This window comes from Halobacillus hunanensis, from assembly GCF_900166655.1.
GTDB classification, from domain to species: domain Bacteria; phylum Bacillota; class Bacilli; order Bacillales; family Halobacillaceae; genus Halobacillus_A; species Halobacillus_A hunanensis.
The window spans coordinates 228277-245596 of sequence record NZ_FVZB01000005.1 but is presented as its reverse complement, the minus strand read 5'-3'; the positions used below and the strand labels follow the sequence as shown (position 1 = coordinate 245596).

At 42.4% G+C, this 17320-nt stretch carries 18 protein-coding genes; 6 read left to right on the top strand and 12 right to left on the bottom strand.

Annotated elements, in window-relative coordinates:
• Positions 1-21: 21 nt before the first annotated feature.
• Both B5354_RS02185 and B5354_RS02180 read right to left on the bottom strand, forming a co-directional pair.
• On the bottom strand, positions 22-1476 hold the full coding sequence (locus B5354_RS02185; protein WP_079525521.1) for an aldehyde dehydrogenase family protein: 1455 nt from the start codon (positions 1474-1476) through the stop codon (positions 22-24).
• A 75-nt stretch (positions 1477-1551) separates the two neighbouring features.
• Positions 1552-1995 carry a GNAT family N-acetyltransferase gene (locus B5354_RS02180; protein WP_079525519.1) on the bottom strand — a complete coding sequence of 148 codons (444 nt, stop codon included), beginning with the start codon at positions 1993-1995 and terminating at the stop codon, positions 1552-1554.
• A gap of 255 nt (positions 1996-2250) precedes the next feature.
• Here B5354_RS02180 and B5354_RS02175 point away from each other — a divergent pair, with 255 nt between their 5' ends.
• Both B5354_RS02175 and B5354_RS02170 read left to right on the top strand, forming a co-directional pair.
• Positions 2251-3159: a cation diffusion facilitator family transporter gene (locus B5354_RS02175; RefSeq protein ID WP_079525517.1), complete on the top strand. Its 909-nt coding sequence runs from the start codon at positions 2251-2253 to the stop codon at positions 3157-3159.
• Entirely contained in the window at positions 3152-3463 is a 312-nt protein-coding gene (locus B5354_RS02170; protein WP_163528360.1) for an ArsR/SmtB family transcription factor, read from the top strand. Before B5354_RS02175 ends, B5354_RS02170 begins: the two co-directional genes overlap by 8 nt.
• 113 nt (positions 3464-3576) lie before the next feature.
• On the opposite strand, the gene B5354_RS02165 is transcribed toward B5354_RS02170, so the two are convergent.
• The gene (locus B5354_RS02165; RefSeq protein ID WP_079525513.1) at positions 3577-4002 is read right to left on the bottom strand and encodes a pyridoxamine 5'-phosphate oxidase family protein; all 426 of its coding nucleotides are present in this window, start codon (positions 4000-4002) and stop codon (positions 3577-3579) included.
• 156 nt (positions 4003-4158) lie between these two features.
• Between B5354_RS02165 and B5354_RS02160 the strand changes: the two genes are divergently transcribed.
• The gene (locus tag B5354_RS02160; protein WP_079525510.1) at positions 4159-4884 is read left to right on the top strand and encodes a Bax inhibitor-1/YccA family protein; all 726 of its coding nucleotides are present in this window, start codon (positions 4159-4161) and stop codon (positions 4882-4884) included.
• Between the two features lie 130 nt (positions 4885-5014).
• Complete coding sequence (locus tag B5354_RS02155; protein WP_079525508.1) at positions 5015-5875, top strand: alpha/beta fold hydrolase; 861 nt, start codon at positions 5015-5017, stop codon at positions 5873-5875.
• A 66-nt stretch (positions 5876-5941) separates the two neighbouring features.
• On the opposite strand, the gene B5354_RS20390 is transcribed toward B5354_RS02155, so the two are convergent.
• The 6 genes from B5354_RS20390 to nagE are packed head-to-tail and all read right to left on the bottom strand — an operon-like array spanning position 5942 to position 11526.
• Positions 5942-6097, bottom strand: coding sequence for a hypothetical protein (locus B5354_RS20390; RefSeq protein ID WP_176142386.1), 156 nt, complete (start codon positions 6095-6097; stop codon positions 5942-5944).
• Between the two features lie 53 nt (positions 6098-6150).
• Positions 6151-6873, bottom strand: coding sequence for a sugar isomerase domain-containing protein (locus B5354_RS02150; protein WP_079525506.1), 723 nt, complete (start codon positions 6871-6873; stop codon positions 6151-6153).
• A gap of 13 nt (positions 6874-6886) precedes the next feature.
• The gene (phnF, locus tag B5354_RS02145; protein WP_079525505.1) at positions 6887-7612 is read right to left on the bottom strand and encodes a phosphonate metabolism transcriptional regulator PhnF; all 726 of its coding nucleotides are present in this window, start codon (positions 7610-7612) and stop codon (positions 6887-6889) included.
• A gap of 16 nt (positions 7613-7628) precedes the next feature.
• The gene (gene nagB, locus B5354_RS02140) at positions 7629-8360 is read right to left on the bottom strand and encodes a glucosamine-6-phosphate deaminase (RefSeq protein WP_079525503.1); all 732 of its coding nucleotides are present in this window, start codon (positions 8358-8360) and stop codon (positions 7629-7631) included.
• Positions 8357-9541, bottom strand: coding sequence for an N-acetylglucosamine-6-phosphate deacetylase (gene nagA / locus B5354_RS02135; protein ID WP_079525501.1), 1185 nt, complete (start codon positions 9539-9541; stop codon positions 8357-8359). The genes nagB and nagA overlap by 4 nt, the downstream gene beginning before the upstream one ends.
• A gap of 56 nt (positions 9542-9597) precedes the next feature.
• On the bottom strand, positions 9598-11526 hold the full coding sequence (gene nagE, locus B5354_RS02130) for an N-acetylglucosamine-specific PTS transporter subunit IIBC (RefSeq protein ID WP_079525499.1): 1929 nt from the start codon (positions 11524-11526) through the stop codon (positions 9598-9600).
• A gap of 246 nt (positions 11527-11772) precedes the next feature.
• Here nagE and B5354_RS02125 point away from each other — a divergent pair, with 246 nt between their 5' ends.
• Positions 11773-12072: a hypothetical protein gene (locus B5354_RS02125; protein WP_079525497.1), complete on the top strand. Its 300-nt coding sequence runs from the start codon at positions 11773-11775 to the stop codon at positions 12070-12072.
• A gap of 38 nt (positions 12073-12110) precedes the next feature.
• On the opposite strand, the gene B5354_RS02120 is transcribed toward B5354_RS02125, so the two are convergent.
• Complete coding sequence (locus tag B5354_RS02120; RefSeq protein WP_079525495.1) at positions 12111-13034, bottom strand: NAD(P)/FAD-dependent oxidoreductase; 924 nt, start codon at positions 13032-13034, stop codon at positions 12111-12113.
• Positions 13035-13209: 175 nt separating this feature from the next.
• On the opposite strand from B5354_RS02120, the gene B5354_RS02115 reads away from it, so the two are divergent.
• The gene (locus tag B5354_RS02115; protein ID WP_079525493.1) at positions 13210-14193 is read left to right on the top strand and encodes a TIGR00341 family protein; all 984 of its coding nucleotides are present in this window, start codon (positions 13210-13212) and stop codon (positions 14191-14193) included.
• A 91-nt stretch (positions 14194-14284) separates the two neighbouring features.
• On the opposite strand, the gene B5354_RS02110 is transcribed toward B5354_RS02115, so the two are convergent.
• Both B5354_RS02110 and B5354_RS02105 read right to left on the bottom strand, forming a co-directional pair.
• Entirely contained in the window at positions 14285-15697 is a 1413-nt protein-coding gene (locus B5354_RS02110) for a glycoside hydrolase family 18 protein (RefSeq protein ID WP_079525491.1), read from the bottom strand.
• Between the two features lie 137 nt (positions 15698-15834).
• Positions 15835-17289, bottom strand: coding sequence for a DHA2 family efflux MFS transporter permease subunit (locus B5354_RS02105; protein WP_079525489.1), 1455 nt, complete (start codon positions 17287-17289; stop codon positions 15835-15837).
• Between the last annotated feature and the right edge of the window lie 31 nt (positions 17290-17320).

Genomic DNA, 17320 nt, shown 5'->3' with positions numbered 1-17320 from the left:
AACTCTGACTCCGTTTCTTTATTAAAATGGAAATTCACGATACCCGTTCATTACCCCAATCGTTTTGACCGTTGTAAATTTATCAATTGCCCAGGAACCGCCAAAACGACCTAGTCCAGATTGTTTTTCACCACCGAAGGCAACGTGCCCTTCATCGTTGACAGATTGGTCGTTCACATGAATCATACCCGTGTCGATTTGTTTAGCGACTTCAACACCACGATGAACATCAGTCGTGAACACCGAACCGCTTAAGCCATATGGGGAATCATTAGCCAGCTGGATAGCTTCCTCTTCATTGACCGCTTGAATAACAGCGGCTACCGGTCCGAAGATCTCGTTTTTCGCAATTGGCATGTCATTCGTCACATTCGTCAATAAAGTCGGTTGTATCAAGTTGCCTGTTACCTCTCCGCCAGCAAGTTTTTCAGCTCCCTGCTCAAGGCTGTCGTTCATATCCTTTTGAATACGTTCAGCGGCTTCTTGATTAATGAGCGGACCGACGATCGTTTCTTTTTCAGCAGGGTCACCAAACTGAAGCTTTTGGACTTTTTGCTGCAGAGCTGACACAAATTGATCGTGAACTGACTCATGAACAATGATTCGGTTGAGCGCAATGCAAATTTGTCCTTGGTGTAAAAACTTACCGAAGGATGCAGCTTCGACAGCTCTGTCAATATCAGCGTCATCAAGAACGATCATTGCGTTATTACCACCTAATTCAAGAGCCGTATCTTTTAGATGCTTTCCAGCGAGCTCTCCGATACGGCTGCCCACCTCTGTAGAACCCGTAAATGAAATAAGTTCAGGTATAGGATGCGTTACAAAAGCATCTCCAATTTCAGAGCCACGGCCTACGACAACATTCAATACTCCAGCCGGAAATCCTGCCTCTTCAAATAGTTCAGCAAGAAGCAGCCCTGCTGTAGCGGGAGTGCTGGACGCTGGTTTAACCACTACTGTATTACCAGTTGCAATGGCCGGCGCCACCGATCTCATCGCTAAATGAAACGGGAAATTCCAAGGGCCAATAACGCCAATGACTCCTTTAGGAGAACGATAAATACGGTTTTCTTTCTCCGGTATGTTCGATGGCAGGATTTGCCCTTCCATCCGGGTTGGAAATGAAGCAGCTTCTCGAAGAATACCATTAGCTGTCTGGAACTCTGCCTCGGCTTTAGTCAGCGTACTTCCCGATTCCTTCACAAGCCAATCTATAATTTCATCCTTGCGATCCGCCACAACTTTTTGTAGTGAATCAAAGTAAGCTTGTTTTTTCCCTGGTGTAACCTTTTTCCAGACCTTCTGTGCTGCCTGAGCAGCTTTATATGCATGGTCCAAGTCTTCCTCATCAGCTGATGGAATACTTGCGATAGTATGGTGAGTATAGGGATTTATATTCTCAACGGTTTGTTCGCTTGCTCCCGTCTTCCATTCCCCATTAATATATTGTTTAGTAAATGTTTGCGGACTCATGTGAGTTCCCTCCAATTTTGTAAGTCACAAAGTATATTTTCCACCTCATACTTGTCCTCAAACATCTTGAAATGTCTACACTTTCATCACCATATCCACATGCGGGATGTTGTCTTCCAAATAAACTTCTGTAACTTCTTGAAAGCCAAACGACCCATAAAAATGTCTTAAGTACTCTTGCCCATGCAGAGATATCCCCTCAACATCGCCTCTTTGCTTTAACGTCTCAATTGCTTTATTCATGAGATCTTTTGCATAACCTTTACCGCGCTGCTGCTTCACGACAAGCACGCGGCCAATTGAATCATACTCTCCACTTGCCTGCGATGGAACGATTCTACAATAGGCAATCATTTCTCCCTCCTCTTCAAGCCAAATATGTACACATTCTTCATCAAGGCCGTCCACCTCTTTGTACGGACAATTTTGTTCAACGACAAATACTTCTACTCTCAACTCTAAAATGTTATATAGTTCTTGAGTAGTGAGTTCGTGAAATGTTTTTTGAATCCACTTCATAATCATTCTCCTCCATCCGTAATACTTTCACTATACAAAAACTCTTTACTTGAATAAAGAATATAACTCAAACCTTTATCGAATGAATTCATTGGACCAAAATCTCGATCCTCCATTACAACCCTTTAATTAATGAAAATAACTAAAAGTGAGCATAGTTAAATACAGTCAGCAACAAGTTGACACCTTTTTAACTGTTCAGTAGTATTATATATATGAACATATAAACATATATTGAACTAAGGGGGGTTTAGCATGGGGCACCATCACCATCATCATGACCATACGACCGGAAATATTAAGTTAGCTTTCTTTCTAAACTTGGGATTTACGCTCCTGGAGATTGTCGGAGGAATTTTAACCAACAGTATGGCCATCCTTTCAGATGCGTTACACGATTTAGGCGATTCGCTATCCCTGGGGTTAGCCTGGTTTCTGCAAAAGTTTTCGAAAAAGGGAAAAAACCATAATTTCTCTTTTGGTTATAAACGCTTCTCACTTCTAGCTGCACTTATTAACAGTATTGTGTTAATCGTAGGATCCGTGTTTATTTTAACAGAGGCAATCCCGAGACTTATGGATCCCGAGCAACCACATGCGGGCGGAATGATCGCGTTCGCTATATTAGGAATTATTGTTAATGGAGCAGCAGCTTTTCGGCTGCGCGGCGGGGAATCAATGAACCAAAAAGTCATGTCACTCCACCTGCTTGAAGATGTTCTAGGCTGGGTCGCTGTACTAGTTGTCAGCATCGTCATGGCCTTCGCTGATTTACCGATTCTCGACCCGATTGCTTCCATTGCCATCACTCTCTACATTTTATATAACGTTGTCTTAAATTTAATCAAAACGATGCGATTATTTCTTGAAGGAGTTCCCGAAGATGTTAACCTGGAAGATGTGGTTGACCGAATCAATGCACTTCACCACGTTGAATCTACTCACCATACTCACTTATGGTCACTGGATGGGGAACACCACGCCTTCTCTACACATATTGTGGTGCCTTCTTCCGCTTCCAAGGAAGAGATATGCACAATAAAGGAACAAGTAAAATCGATCATTAATACGATTCACCTTGACCATATTACGATTGAAATTGAGTATGAAGATGAGTACTGTTCTATGTATGAGCAAGATGAAGGAGGGGTTCAGCATGGATGATTCTTTTTATTTGAAAGACTTGGATGAAGAAACGCTATTTATTGTCAGTCAAACGTTCAAAGCCTTGTCTGATCCAACCAGAATTCGGATTTTAAATCTCCTTTTTGAAAGGGAGTATGCGGTTAATGAAATCTCTGAAACCCTCGGGCTTCGGCAATCAACAGTCTCTCATCAGCTCCGATTTCTTAAGAATTTGCGACTCGTTAAATACCGCAGAGAAGGAACGACGATTTACTATTCTCATGATGATGAACATGTTATTAATGTGCTTCAGCAAATGATTAAACATGCTCTGCATCATTAAATTAGAGGCTGGACAAAACTAAGTAAAGCATAAAATAATCCGAACTGATTTCAATTGAAATCAGTTCGGATTTTTGACTTCATTGCTTTACTTATGTCACAACCTCTATTTGATTATAATTCTAATTCTTCAGGTGTCTGAGCTCCTGCATTCATTAATCGAATGCTCTCAGGATAAATTTCCAATACGATATATTCAGGATCATCTTTTCCAGAAAACCATTGTTTCATTTTCTCATTCCACAGTTGATCTTTAATTTTCTGATCGTCACGGATCTTAGCCTGCCCTTCCACTTCCAGGTAGGCGTCGCCAATTCCTTCACCCTCGTACCCAATTAAAATGTAGACATTGGGATTTTCCTCAATTTCCTCTGCTTTATGAGTTTTTTTATTCGTAGGGGTATAGAAAGTAAATTCATCATCATTTGAAAAAGTCATAAACCTTGAATAAGGCTTCCCGTCTTTAACTGTTGCTAATGTACCAACTTGGTGCTTTTCCATAATATCAATAATCTTTTCTTTAAGCGTTTGCTGATTCATTGGTATTCTCCTTTCCTATTAGGTGTGTATAAATTACTTTCCTTCAGGGGCAGAAAAGTAAACATTCATGACTGAAACGGATTAGATCCCTGTTGATGGCTCTTACTTTATTCTACCCCTATTTTGCATTTATACTTAAACAAAGGAGTGACGGAAATGCGAAGTGGAAATCCCGTTTTAAAAGATAAAACCTTTCAAAGATCCAGCAGCCCAGGTGCGACAATGTCTCTCGGTGGAACCGTAGCCAAAACCTTCTTTTTATTTCTCTTTTTGCTCGGATCAGCACTTTACACATGGTATCAATATTCGCAGGGAGTAAACGTCAGCCTCATGATGATCATCGGTGCAATTGGCGGGTTGACTTTCGCCCTGATTACGATCTTCATTCCAAAAGCAGCACCTGTTACAGCACCTATTTACGCAGCACTCGAAGGTTTTTTTATTGGAGGAATTTCTTCGTTCGCGGAATCAAACTACCCGGGGGTTGTCATTCAAGCAGCTTCTTTGACCTTTGCTGTTATGGGCGCGCTCCTGTTTCTCTATGCAACAGGGGTCATTAAAGTAACGAAAAATTTTAGATTAATGGTTATTTCGGCTACGCTAGCGATCTTTATTGTCTATCTCGTTAATTTCATTTTGAATATCTTTTTTCAGGCAAGTGTTCCTTACTTGCATTCAAGTGGACCTATTGGGATTGGGATTAGTTTGGTGATTGTCGCGGTGGCTGCCTTAAACCTCGTGCTTGATTTTGATTTCATTGAACGAGGAGTGGGCAAAGGAGCACCTAAACATATGGAATGGTACGGCGCCTTTGGACTGATGATTACACTTGTATGGCTCTATATAGAAATCCTTCGTTTATTACAAAAATTGAGGAGATAATAAAGATCAGTCCCCCTAATCGGGACTGGTCTTTTTCTTTTGTCACATCTGTAACATTTGTAATGTAAATGTAATATAAACACCTTAAATATGTTACACTAGAGCAAGAAATGCAATCAGGAGGAAGATCATGCGCAGTCATATATACAAAGAAAGAAAAAAATATATCCTTGTCCCCATCTTGTTCTTTCTACTAGGCAGTTCTATCTTCTTTATGAACTCCTCACCTACACGTTCTGAAAAAACCAACTCGACCATTCCAACCCTATTTGTTCACGGGTTTAAAGGTGGGCCCGGGACATTCAATACAATGCTTCAGCGTTTTGAAAGCAACAATTGGGGATCTAAGCAGATGGTTATTCATGTCTCATCCTCAGGAGATTTGCGGGTGCGTGGGAATATTCCTCACTCGTTGAATCCGTTTATTCAAATCCTGTTTGAAAATGACCGTGCCAGTTTAAAGGATCAAACACATTGGTTAAAAAAAGTGATGCATACCTTAAAAGTGGATCATGGTGTTGAACAAGTTAACCTAGTCGGACATTCTATGGGCGGACTTGCTGCCACAAGCTTCCTATTAAATAATCAACAAGGGAATTTCCCTTCAGTGAATAAACTGGTTGCTGTTGGCAGTCCTTTTTTAGGTATTAAGCAAGAGAGTTATTTTGCTGCCAACACGGGGGCAGCTACAGTTGATCTAAAAGCAGAGTCACATGCTTTAACAAATATGATCAAAAATAAAGAAAATATTAACTCAAAGGTTAGTGTTTTAGCGATTGCGGGTGTCATTAACCCGGAAGCTCCACCTGCCAAACAGTGGGATGGTCTGGTCAGTAAACAGAGTGCCCTAGGGCTCAGTCGCATTATCCCGCCAGTAAATTACCAAGAACGGATATTTTTCAATGAGACCGCCACACACTCAGGTTTACACGAATTTATCGAAGTAGACCAAGCGCTCGCACAATTCCTATGGAGCATCCAAAACGATTGACATGGAATAGTATGGATGACCTGAGGTGGAAGAAACATCCACCTCAGGTCATCCATTTTTTGTCATTTATAGTTCTTTGTATTTTTGTCTGACGGTTTCGGCTATTGCTCCAAAGTCCATCGCTTCGACTTTCGATAACGATTCTATGTATTTGTCTGTCGTTGAAGAGCCCTCTTCCCATAGAGCGGAACGGGTTCGCTCCATCACTTCCGTTGAATACATGCTCCCCCTCCTCCTGTTAATTAATTCCACCTCAGGTCTTAAAAAAACGGGAATTAAAACTGTATTCTGTCTTTGTATTTTTCTACGAGGGATTGGTTATGTTGTTCGGAACCATCGACATTGCCGCTTAGAAAAATTGGAGGATCTTCTCCTAATTCTTTTAGGCTTACAATCGTTTTTGCAAAAAGGTCCTGTAAAAGTGCGGTGCCAATGACAGAAGAAGATGGAGCAAAGGCGTGGGCAATTCCTTCTTCTTTTAAAATTGCATCCCCGACAGGAACCTGTGTATCAATTACGGCATTAACGACGTCTTCAAGTCTTTTCCCTGAAGGGTGTCGAGACGGCTGTGATTGTGTGTATTCTCTTGACATCAAACCGATGACATAAGCACCCCGTTCCCGTCCGAACATTGCGGCATCAATGGGAGCGGGGTTACGGCCTGAAGTTGAGATCACAATCAATACATCCCTCTCGCGAATATCCTCACCGGCCAGGACATCATTGACGTAATTCACTGTTTTTTCATTCACACTGGATTGAAGCGCACCCTCGTGCAACATCAAGGATTCGATCATAATAGGACGAACGGGTACAAGGCCTCCTGCCCTGTAATAAGGTTCTTGGGCAATCAGGCTGGAATGACCGCATCCAAACAAGTGGATTATCCCTTCCTGTTTAAGTTGCTCTGCCATCGCCTGACTGACAGTGGTCAGCTGACCAGTAGTTGAAAGCTCAAGATTCCTGAGTTGTTCAGCTGCCTTTAACAAATAGTTCATTCATACCCTCTCCTTAAGCTCGGTAAATATCACTAATGAATTTATAGCGATCTGCACGATAGGATGACTTCACAACTTCAAATGGAGTTCCATCCGTTAAGGAACTATTTCTTTCGATATGCAAGATAGCTGATGCTGCCGGTACATCTAACAAGGATGATTGCTGCTCATCAGCTATGGTTGCTTCAATCATTTGACTTGCTTTGCCAATCTTCAATTGCTTTGATTTTTCAATATAATCATACAGTGATCCTTGCACAATTCGTTCGTCAAGACCAGGAAACATAGAAACGGGAATGAACGTCGTCTCTATCGCCATTGGCTTCTCATCAGCATAGCGAATTCGCTGGATTTTATAAACTTCCGCCTCTTCATGGAGCTGTAACTTTCGAGACACATCAAATGGGGAAGGTATCCTCTCAAACTGCAACAGCCTGCTGCTTGCTTCCATCCCTCTTGAACTCATATCCTCTGTAAAACTGGTCATTCCTTGAAGAGGCTGCTCAATTTTTTTATCAGCAACAAACGTCCCTCGGCCTTTCTCTCTATACAGCACTCCTTCATTCACCATATTTGTAATCGCTTGTCTCACTGTCATCCGGCTCACATCATAAGTTTCAGAAAGCTCCCGTTCAGACGGGATCATATCACCCGCCCGATAATCATCGTCAGCAATTCGCTGTTTTATATCTTCCTCAATTTGATAATACATCGGGAGGGGTGACTGCTTATCTATCATAGAATTCGGACTCCTCTCAAAGCTTTGCTTGTTTATAAGCTGGTTCATCAACAATTAAAGTGACATGATCGTGTTTATTCAAGGCAGAGGCAGGAAAAGATTCATTCTGTTCTCCTTTAAGAAGATGCTGGATAGCCTCAGCCTTTTCTTCCCCTGAAGCAAGCAGCACGATCTTTTTACTTTTTAAGATGGACTTGATCCCCATTGTAATTGCCTGGTGAGGTACCTCCTCAATTGAGTTGAAAAATCTCGCATTCGCTTCTCTTGTTGAATCAGATAAATCAATAATATGTGTTTCACTGTCAAAAGAAGTTGCAGGTTCATTAAAGCCTATATGTCCATTTTGACCTATACCAAGCAATTGAAGATCCGGGGGTCCTATTTCTTCGATTAACTGTTCATACTGCTCACATTCGTAAGCAAGGTCGCTTGCTTTCCCATTAGGAATATAAGTGTGGGCAGGATCAATATTAATCGAATGAAATAGATGTCTGTTCATAAAGAAATGATAGCTTTGAGGATGGTTTTTGTCCAATCCGACATATTCATCCAGATTAAGTGAATAAACGTCCTGATAGTCAACAGATCCGCTTCTGTACCCGTTCACTAATTCTTGATATGTGCCAAGCGGCGTACTGCCTGTAGCTAAACCAAGTACAGAGTCAGGTTTTGTTTTCACTTGTTCTTCAATATACTGACAAGCTTTCTTACTTAGCTCTTTATAATCCTTTGTGACGATGATATTCATGGTGTTTCCTCCCTACGATCGTGAGCGACCACGCCTCGGCATACCGTCATTACGACGCCGTATTCTTCATCTAAGATTACTAAATCGGCATCTTTACCTTCTGCAATACTTCCCTTTCGATCTTCAATCCCTAGCTGGGTCGCTGCGTTTGTAGACGTGATGCGGACAAGATCCTCTATCGTTATCATTTTATCTTGGCTCATGTTAGACACGGCCTGTTCTAGCGTTAAGATGCTCCCTGCTAATGTTCCGTCGGCTAAGCGAGCTTCATTTCCCACGACATTTACGTTCTGGCCGCCAAGATCATAGGTGCCCTCTGGAAGACACTTAGCCCTCATTGCATCCGTGATTAAGATGGTGCGGTCAGCCTGGGTATGCTGATAAGCGAGCTGGATCATCTCTGGACGGGAATGGACGTGATCCACAATCATTTCCACCATAAGCTCTTTATTCAAAAATGCTCCACCAACTATTCCCGGTTCACGGTGATGCAGACCGCTCATTTGATTATATAAATGTGTAATATGGCGTGCACCGGATCGTACGGCTTCTGTAACTTGATCATAAGTAGCCTGACTATGGCCAATCGAAGCTACGACCCCACTCTGACTGACATGCTTTATGAACTCCATACCATTTGACACCTCAGGAGCCAATGTAACAAGCCGAATGTAATGGTCACTCTCCGCTTGCCATTGATCAAATTGCTTAATAGAAGGCATGCAAATATGCTCCAAGGGCTGGGCGCCTGCCTTTTCCTGCGAAATAAATGGACCTTCTAAGTGGATTCCGAGTACTTCGGCTTGACTGTTTGCTTTCTGTTGGTTTATATAAGTTCCGACTGTTTGCACAGCACGGGAAATATTCTCTTTCGATTGCGTCATTGTCGTTGCCAGGAAGCTTGTCGTCCCTTCCTCAGGCAAACGAGAAGCCATACCTTCAAGCGCGTCATAGGATGCATCCATAACATCATGTCCATCCGCACCATGAATGTGAACATCGATGAAGCCAGGAATAAGTGTCCACTGTTTACCCTGCCCATCAATAACTGTATCAGCCTCACCTATAAAGTCCTCAGATACAGCAGTGATTTTCCCATCTTTCACCTGTATACGTGCGGAGCTCATTGTTTTCGTTTCTGTTACAATCTTTATGTTTCTAAATTCAATGGTTTCAGCCATGATTCCACTCCTTTTCTAACTAGAGGAAGGAGAAGTTGGTCAACTTCTCCCTGCTATTATTGAACAGTAACAATCCCTTCCTCGCCTTGGGAATGCCTCCCCTTTTTATGAAGTGTTACAGTTTCATTTTCTAAATTTGTAAAAATAATTGGCGTGACAACAGATGGCGCTTTACTTTTCACAAAGTCGAGATCCACACGTATCAGCGGGTCACCTTGTTTAACTGTCTGATTAGCTTCAACGAGTGTTTCAAACCCTTCCCCTTTTAGCTGAACAGTATCCAAGCCAATGTGAATAAGGATTTCCATTCCATCTTCCGTTTCAAGCCCAATTGCATGTTTAGTAGGAAATACTTGTACAACTTTTCCGTTCACAGGTGAAGTAAACATATCATTCTCGGGATCGATAGCGAAACCTGGTCCCATCATACGAGCAGCAAATACTTCATCAGGTACATCTTCGAGTGGCATAACCGTTCCTTCATTAGGCATAACAAAATTTTCTGCAGATAGTTTGCGGCTGCCAGACGAGCTGCCTCCCTGTTCTTCTCCCTTCGGATCAGTATCCGGCGGAGTCTCGTTCCCCTGCTCTATTCGCTTTCTCATGGACTCTGCCAAAAATTCAACGGTTGTTCCTACGATTACTTGCAGATTCTGCTTTCCAACTTTCATGACACCACGTGCTCCGTAACGTTTTAATGCTGCTTCATTCACTTTGTCCCGGTCATCCATTTGCAGACGAAGACGAGTCGTGCAATAATCCAGTGTTTTAATATTCTCAGATCCTCCGAGTGCTTCAAGGTACTGATAAGCTTTTGCATCATAATCATTAGCCGGTGTATTAGGCTGTCCAACTTCCTGTGTTTCTTCTACAAGATCTTCATCCTCATCTTCTCTACCGGGAGTTTTCAAGTCGAGTTTAACAATCAAGAAATAGAAAACAACGAAGTACACGACACCCAGTACGAGTCCGATCAGAATCAACATAAGTGGATTCTCTGCAATACTGTAATTTAGAAGATAGTCTATAAGCCCTGCCGAGAAACCGAAACCATGGCGAACATCCAGCATAAAAGCAGCTACCATGGAAACACCAGTCAATAGAGCATGCACAACAAAAAGCAGCGGAGACAAGAACATAAATGTGAATTCAATCGGTTCTGTCACACCTGTTAGGAAAGACGTTAGTGCAATACTTAATAACATGCCTCCCACAGCTGCTTTACGATGCTTCTTAGCCGCTGCATACATAGCCAAACAAGCAGCTGGAAGACCAAACATCATAACTGGGAAAAAGCCTGCCAGGAAATGCCCCGCTTCAGGGTCGCCATTTAGGAAACGGTTTATTTCACCCCGTACAACTTCCCCTGATTCAGTTGTAAAGGTACCAAAGTCAAACCAAATTAATGTATTCATCACATGGTGAAGGCCAACCGGAATTAACAAACGGTTCAGAACGCCATATACACCTACACCCATTTCTCCCGCATTTAAGATCCAGTTCGCTGTAGCATCGAGCACATTTTGCGGGTAAACCCACAAATAACCAAACACAAAGGAGAGCGCGACCATTACTAGTGAAGTGATGATCGGAACGAACCTTTTCCCTCCAAAAAATGATAGAAATTCTGGAAATTTAACGTCATGGAAGCGATTGTAGAGCAGCCCGGCAATAACCCCGGAAACAATTCCTGAAAATACTCCCATATTAATATCTTCGTTAATCGCTCCAATTCCACCTTCGAGGACTAAAACGCCGACGGCACCAGCAAGGGCAGCCGCTCCACTTCCGTCCTTCGCAAATCCCATAGCAATACCAATCGCAAATATTAATGACAGGTTTGTAAGGATCCCATTTCCCGCTGCTGTCACAAAGGGAACATCCAGCATATCTTCCATACCAAGACGCACAAGTAATGCCGCCGCTGGCAAAGTAGCAATTGGGAACATTAATGATTTACCAATTCTCTGTAAAAAGTTCAACATGTATCTCCACCCCTTTATCGCATAAATAATATGAAAACGCTTCATAGACACACTTTATCATTTAAATATATAGTTGTCTATACCAATATACGAAAATTCCATATTCAGCTGCTTACCACAACAGGTTGAGCTGTCATTTTCCGACGGGGACAAGCACAATCTCTAAAAATATTCATACTTTCAGAAGTCTGCTCATATTCATCAAAGGTAGCTCATTCAACAACTAAGAAAGGAGAGGAAGTTACCGTGAGCAAGGAATATAATAACAGAAATAAAACGGATGATAACCTCGTTAAAAAGACTTCCAAAGAAGCTAAAGACTTATTCGGCCACACTGTTGATACATCTGGCAAAATTGTTAAGTCAATCTCCGGTGAAGGAGGACTTATTGGAAAAACTGTCGATTCCTCAGGGAGGATTTTAAAAGGGACCGCTGACAAAGCGAATGATGTAATTGGAAAAACTTCAGACGCCCCCGGCAAATTATATCGTGGTGCCAAAAGCCGTTTGAGTAAGAAGGAAAACAATGAGGAGAAAGAAAAGTAAGCACTCTGCCTATTCTCTAATCCGGGTACTCGCCCGGGTTAGAGTTCTTCTTGAACCCAATCTTCCATGGCCAGTTCATGATTAATTACCACTCCTGCTTCATACCCCTCTCCTACAGCACCAGCCAGTCCAACAAATGAATTTTTGGCATCACCAATCACATACAGTCCTTCTACGCTTGTCAGGCCATGATCGTCTGATTCATAGCCTCCCCGTTCATTCATCTGGATCCCCAACTGATTGGGAAGATCGAAAGCTTGCTTCTCTCTGGTATTTAAAATGAATCCACCTGTTCTAGAAAAAGCTTCTCCTGTTTCCGTTATCACCTTCTCTAATTTACCATCAGCAGATTGTAACTTTGCAATGGGTGTCTCTACTGTGGCAATCGCATGCGCTGCCAGTTCTTGCTTGAATTTAGGGTCAAACTGGGCTGATCCATTCGTAAACAAAATAAGGTCGTTGCTCCAGTTATAGAGTAATTTTGTAAAAGGTACGACATTCTCTTCATTTCCAAACACGGCAAGGGGTTCCCCACGCCGCTCCCAGCCATCACAATATGGACATGGGAAAACGGACAGGCCATATACTTCTCGAAAACCAGGTATAGCTGGTAATTCATCGATCATTCCTGTTGCCACAATTACCCTTCTTGTTATAAAGGTTCTCCCCAGGTGAGTTGTAACGATATATTGTTTAGAATGTTTTTCTATTTGTATCACTTCTTCATCAAAACACGTAACGTTGGGATAGTTCTTCAACTGCTGCCGGGCGATCTGACGAAGTTCCTGAGGCTTTACTCCGTCCCTTGTCAGCAGTCCATGTGCTTCGAGAGTAACACGATTACGCGGAGTTCCTTTATCGACAATGACGACATTTCTACAAGAACGCCCTAATACTAGGGCTGCGCTTAATCCTCCCGGTCCTCCTCCTATTATCACCACATCCAGAATTGCTTCATCCATACAGACAGTCCTCCCTTGATCACCTAGATCTAGTTTTGATCAAAAAAGAAGGATCTATCCTGTAAGATTGAATGATCTCTTCAATGGTTTCCTTTTCGGCCCGCCATAAGAGAATGATAATGCCGAAATCTGGTAACAATAATATTTACAAACTAAGATACTGAGGGATTATGACATGGAGCTGCAATTAATTGAAATATATGCACCTGAACAGTTCAACTACAAGGATGAATTGTTAGAGAAATTTTCATTCGTCTCTCACTGGATTTCTCAACAAGAAGACCAAAAACTCCATATTCAAATCCTCGTGGAGAAAGAAGATTCCGAAAAAATTCTAAACTATTTAGAAAAAGCAGCTTATGATGAGCATAACGAATTCGATGCCATGCTCTACTCGATAAAAGCGTATATCCCCAGTAAATACAACGAAAAAAATACTCCTGACGACGATAAGGAGCAATTTGAAAGAGCCAGTAAACACGAATTATACTCTATCGTCGATTCCTCAAGTAAAATTGACCTTAGCTTTTCCTGGTTTACCGTATTTGCTGCTCTCGTAGCTGCAGTTGGTGTGTTCCAGAACAGACCGGCCTTAGTGATCGGGGCCAATATTATCGATCCGTCGATTAGACCCATATTAGGGATCTCATTTGCCTCCGTGCTTGGTGAAGGAAAACTCGTCCGTCAATCCATGGTGACAGCAGTATTCGGACTGTGTATCCCTATCGCAATCGCTGCTTCATTCGGATATCTTTTCCCTTTGCCGTTAAACAGCAGTGAATTTATATCCCAGACAAATGTGCACCTAATAGACCTTATTGTTGCTGTATCAGCTGGAGCAGCCGGTTCTTTATCCTTTGTAAAGAGATCCCAGGGCCAGCTTGTAGGAGTTATGGTTTCATTAGCTGTGTTACCTCCCGCTGTTGTTCTTGGTATGATGCTTGGTGCTGGCCATTGGAACGGAGCCATCATGCCTTTTTTACTCCTCGTTATCAATATCAATGCAATCCTGCTGTCAGCTATTATAGTTTTTTGGCTTAGCGGCATTAAACCGGCCAACTGGTCCGAGATTCAAGAAGCCAGCACATCACGTAAAAACTCTTTATTGTTCACCGGTCTCATCGGTCTAATTCTCATTATTACTGTCATTATCTTATAAAATAAGAACTAAACCGCAGGTAATTCGAATGGCTCAACAAAGATGGTTAGATTAAGAGCTCATTCATGGAAGTCCAGTTTTCTGCTCCCTTTTATAACTTCTTTATTTGAAAATTATTCTGCAGCACAGCCCAATTTTGAGGAAATGGATTGCCAAGCACCCAGAAACTAGCTCCTCTGAGACGATAGTTCTTTATCGTGTCATATTTAGCCTGCACGCTTCGGGCATCTTCAAACCAAACCTCATGTTGTTGTCCCGCTTCATCTACATAGCGGAAAAATGGGGATTGGTACAATTCATTATACTGAATCTCTACTCCATATCTTGCGGCCAACTGTACGGCTTCCTTAGGACTGATTGTTCGTGCCGTAGTCCCCTCTACCCATGGGATCTCCCAATCACGACCATAGAGAGGCATCCCCATCAAGATTTTATCGCGAGGGATGACCGTCACAGCAAAATCAAGAACTTCCCGGACTTCGTTTATCGGAGCAATCGCCCATGGTCTTCCACCTGCCCATCCCCATTCATAGGTCATAAGGACAACAAAGTCGACGATTTCTCCGTGTGCCCGATAATCGTGCGCCTCATAAAGCAGCCCCTGTTGGTCTGCACTATCCTTTGGGGCAAGAGCTGTGGAAACAAGCAATCCTTCAGGATGGAAACGTTCGACAACCCGTCGTAGAAAATTGTTGTAGTTTTCTCTGTCTTCCGGATAGACATATTCAAAATCAATATTGATACCCGCATATCCTTTCGCATTGATTTGCTCCAGGAGATTAGTGATTAATGTCTCTTGCAGGTCGGGATTTCGCAAAATAGCAGCAGCTAAGTCCGAACTAAAGCTCCCTTCTGAGAAGTTCGTTAAGACGAGAAGCGGAGCAGCATTGACTGTATGAGCCGCTTCTAAAATAAGTTGATCATCCATTTCTGTGATACTTCCATCATCCTGGATTGCGTACATAAAGGGGGACAGGTAAGTAAGATTTGTTCCTAGAGCCAGCACTTCCTGCGCCCCTTGCTGATTCAGCCGTGTAGTGTATGCATTTACTTCTGTAACTGGCCCCCTGGCTGCAGGAATTCTTAAAGTAGCTCCCGGATAAATTAGCGAGGGGTCTTGAAGATTATTTGTTTGAGAGATTTGGTTAACCGTTACTCCATAACTTTGTGCAATGGACCATAATGATTCTCCGGGCTGCACGATATGCGGGAAAAAAGGAAGTTCAATCAGTTCACCCACATAAATTAGCGAGGGGTTCGTGATATTATTAACGTCAGCAAGTTCATTAACAGTAACCCCATACATTTGAGCGATGGACCACAAATTATCACCAGCCTGAACAACATATTCACGTTCAGGGTTCGGAATAACCAGAGCCTGACCTACCACAAGTACATTAGGATTCTCCAGTTGGTTAGCTAGTATAATTTGATTAATATTAGAACCATAAACCTGTGCAATACGCCACAACGCATCTCCAAACGCAACGACATGAATCTGCATATTATCTCTCCCCACTTGCAATAAATACTTCATTATATGTGGGGAATGCTTGTCCTATTATATTGGGGTAGATTATGAGGATTACAATAAAAACGACCACTTCAACAAGGAGAAGTGGTCGTTTCGTTTATACTTATTTAACTATCCGTAACGGTCCGATTATTGGCCTGAGACCTGATCTGGTCAGGATCATCTTGATCTGGACGCGACCGTTTAATAAAGAACGACAATACTAATCCAACAATAGCTGTAATGCCAGCAACGATAAAGGAAACATTCACTCCGTGTACCAGACCGTTTACACCTTGCTCCGGAAGCGTATTATTTACCATCACTGTGACGAGCAACGCCGTCCCAACTGCACCTGAGACTTGGCGCATCGTATTGTTCATAGCTGTCCCATGAGGGATTAAGTGCTGTGGCAGCTGGTTTAATCCAGCTGTCGTTACAGGCATCATAACCATTGCTACACCGAGCATTCTTACCGCATTAATAGTAGCTATATAGGCAAATGTTGTCTCAGCACTCATATTTGTAAACATGAAGGTTGTAATGGTTAAAATGGATAAACCAATAATCGCAAGCCACTTGGCACCAAACTTATCAAACAGGCGGCCAGTGACCGGGTTCATAATACCCATCAATAAGGCACCTGGCAAGAGTGCCAACCCTGACTCAAAGGCTGTAAAACCAAGCATATTTTGCATGAATAACGGCAGCACGGTGGCAGCCCCGATCATTGCAATGAATACCACCATACCCAGGACCGTAGTTAACGTAAACATTTTATACTGAAATACCCTGAATTCAAGTATCGGTTGTTTTAATTTCATTTGTCGAAGGATAAACCATGTCAGCGAAAGAGCACCTACTACCATAGAGATAACTACTTGCTGACTGTCCCACCCACTGCTGCCGGCAGAACTAAATCCATATAATAACCCGCCAAATCCTAGCGAAGATAAAATGATAGACAAAATATCAAGCTTAGGAAATGTGCGTTCTGTAACATTTTTAAGAAGAATATAAGCTAGTATGAAGTCAACGATAACGATAGGTAAAATGACGTAAAACAGACTTCTCCATGGAAACTGCTCTACAAGCCAGCCTGACAAAGTCGGGCCAATGGCCGGAGCAAATGCAATCACCAGACCAAACATCCCCATCGCTGTTCCACGCTTTTCAATAGGGAAAATGAGAAAGAGTATAGTTTGCATCAACGGCATGATAATCCCGGCACCAGCTGCCTGTACAATTCTTCCTACCATCAATAGTGAAAAGTTCGGGGCTATCGCACAAATTAATGTACCCATCGCGAACATCCCCATTGCAGATAAAAACAAAGCTCGCGTTGTGAAACGGCCAATTAAAAAAGCTGTGATTGGAATCATGATACCATTTACCAGCATAAATATAGATGTTAACCACTGGGCTGTGTTCGCTTCAAGATGCAAATCTGCCATGATGTGCGGCAGGGCCGTAGCTAGAAGCGTCTGATTTAATATAGCAGCAAACGCCCCTGAAATTAAGACAAGCATTAGAGGTACCTTGTTTACAGTCTCCCCTTGTGCCTGATTGGTATTGTTACCCATGTTATTCCTTCTTTCCATATGATTAAAAGAG